Below are 2417 nucleotides of genomic sequence, written 5' to 3' on the forward strand. Positions count from 1 at the left end.
ATCTACTGCAAGGTAAGTCGGAGGATTGTGAAATATTGTACTTAAACTAATGGGTGCGTTAGTGAAAGATCATGGCTGTTTCAGCAGCCTACTTTCTTATTCTGCTAACGGGCAGAAAAGTAAAATAAGCAGAGGATGTTTGTCCGACTAAAATAATACATATTTAAATTTAGGGGGAAGTATAATTGGAATTTAAATTTTTGGACTTTGATGTTATTAAAGGAGAAGAAATTGATTTATATCTTGTAAAAACAGTACCAGGAAACAAGGAAAAAAACTGGGTTCCAGCTTATCATTTCGATATTTCTTTAAGTGGTTCACCCGAACCTATCGGGAAAATAGATATTAGAATCGGATACAATGAAAATTTATATTATGGTGGACACATTGGATATTCAGTTAATGAGGAATATAGAGGCAATCACTATGCCGCAAAGGCGGTTTTGCTTTTAAGGAAAGTGGCACATGATCATGAATTGGAGAAACTGGTCATTACCTGCAATCCAGATAACATCGCTTCAAGAAAAACATGCGAGTATATTGGAGCTAATCTAATAGCAATTGTTGATGTACCAGAATTCAACGATATGTATCAGCGAGGGGAAAAGGAAAAATGCATATATGAATGGGTGTTATGCTAACGGATTCGCTGAGGAGCGATCATTTTAACTTAAAGATCACTCAAAAGACAGTTGGGATATAGAATGACCTAATTGTCTAAATTCAAACATTGGAAGAACTGCTTAGGATTCTAAAGGCGGTTTTTTTTTATATTATCAACATAAAGGGATTAAATGGTAAAATAGCTATATATATAAATTAAGGAGTGGGTATATGCCAAAATTGTTTATGTGCTGTCTAATAACGGCTGTTATTTTTGGGCTGGCATCCTGCAGTAGTGGCGTTGAAACAAGACCTACTGAAGAAAGTAAGACGGAGAAGTCCAATCACACTAACAGAAAAATGAAAGTAAACTAATAAGTGAGGTACCCGATTATTTTAGTATGTCTGTTATCAAAAATATTAAGTGGGATGTGAGCCGAACTTTTATTTATGGAACCTTAAAGTTACGCGGGGAAAAAGGAAAATCGGTATACTTTCGAACCCGTGGGAGGCTGGAGTCACCAGTAAATATATGTGGCATTTCATTGGAGAACAAATTCCCTCAGGAAAACTGTCTGTAATTGCTGTTAAAAAAGACACAAATGAAATAAGCAAAGCTCTGGTGATTCCTGATACGGAACAACAGGAATGGGTATTATCCAGAACCAATGTGGGTTCAGCAGTGAATAACCATACGGATGTGCCATCAGGCATGAAACTGCCAACGAGCGGAATGTGGGCATTGAATGCTTATATAAATGAAGAACTATATGGTCAAATCATCGTGGATGTAAAAGGGGAAGCAGCAAAGAGTGAAATAGGCGATAAAGAATTTCCGGATCAACCGCTTACACCAACTTTCAAATTTTACAATTAATCCTTATGCATAACAAATAATAATGATAAAAGCATAAAATGAAAAAATTTACACATAGTAAGTAAAAAACCTATCCAGGAGGCTTACTATGAAAAAAATACTCGCTATTGTAGCTGCAGTTTTATTTATCCTGCAAACCGGCCAGGTATCGGCTCAAAAGACTGATTATGAGAAATACGGCAAAATCGCAATATCTGTGATCCAGTCTGACTACACTGGAGAACCAGTAACAGACTACCAGTATCTGGGGCGCAAAAATATCGCACAGGGTGTAGTGGAGGATTCCTTTCAATTCAATGTAATTGAAAATGGAAAAAGACTAAAACCGATTGTCAAGATCAGGCATAACCTTAGAAACAACAAGCTGGTGGATATCAGGGTAGAAGAACCAGGCCAACAAACACCCCGCATGAATTAATGGGATTTTTTGTATGGTAGATAGGCGTTTTGTGGTGTAAGACGTACAGGCCGCCTCGCAGATCTCTGCGGCATTTTCTTCTGTTTAAGACGTTGTGCCTGATATCAGAAAAGGGCCGCTGAGAGATCAGCATATTCTACGGTAGATAATCATAAAGGCCTATTAATAAGCATAACCCACCCTACATAAGCATTGGAACAAGTGAGATAAGCATAAACGTTCTATACTCAAGCATAAAAGCTAAAACTTAAGCATAAACCCTCTGAACATAAGCATATCTCCCATGAAGTTAAGCATAAATCATTCTGCATCATACAACATGTCTTAGATTTAGTAAAAACCTTTTTCTAACTACATGTTTTAGAAGCTCGGAGCATCCATTTAGATAAAAAAGGACCTAAATGAATGAATTAGCAATCAAAAACAGGGGTTTTTCGATGAAAAAGGGCCAAAAGCAGTCAAGTCCTCAATATTGTGTAAAATACTCTACCTTCGTTTTCAACTGTTTATTATTGTTCA

General features: G+C 36.8%; 3 protein-coding genes. All 3 read left to right on the top strand.

Annotation, left to right across the window (positions count from 1 at the left end):
• Positions 1–185 precede the first annotated feature (185 nt).
• The 3 genes from CUU66_RS23460 (at position 186) to CUU66_RS23470 (ending at position 1898) form a co-directional block, all read left to right on the top strand.
• Entirely contained in the window at positions 186–641 is a 456-nt protein-coding gene (locus tag CUU66_RS23460) for a GNAT family N-acetyltransferase (protein ID WP_101645824.1), read from the top strand.
• A gap of 386 nt (positions 642–1027) precedes the next feature.
• Positions 1028–1480, top strand: a complete 453-nt coding sequence (locus tag CUU66_RS23465; RefSeq protein ID WP_101645825.1) for a DUF4871 domain-containing protein — start codon at positions 1028–1030, stop codon at positions 1478–1480.
• A gap of 88 nt (positions 1481–1568) precedes the next feature.
• On the top strand, positions 1569–1898 hold the full coding sequence (locus tag CUU66_RS23470) for a DUF3889 domain-containing protein (protein WP_101645826.1): 330 nt from the start codon (positions 1569–1571) through the stop codon (positions 1896–1898).
• Positions 1899–2417: the final 519 nt, after the last annotated feature.

Source organism: Peribacillus deserti (genome assembly GCF_002863585.1).
Taxonomy (GTDB): Bacteria; Bacillota; Bacilli; order Bacillales; family DSM-1321; genus Paraperibacillus; species Paraperibacillus deserti_A.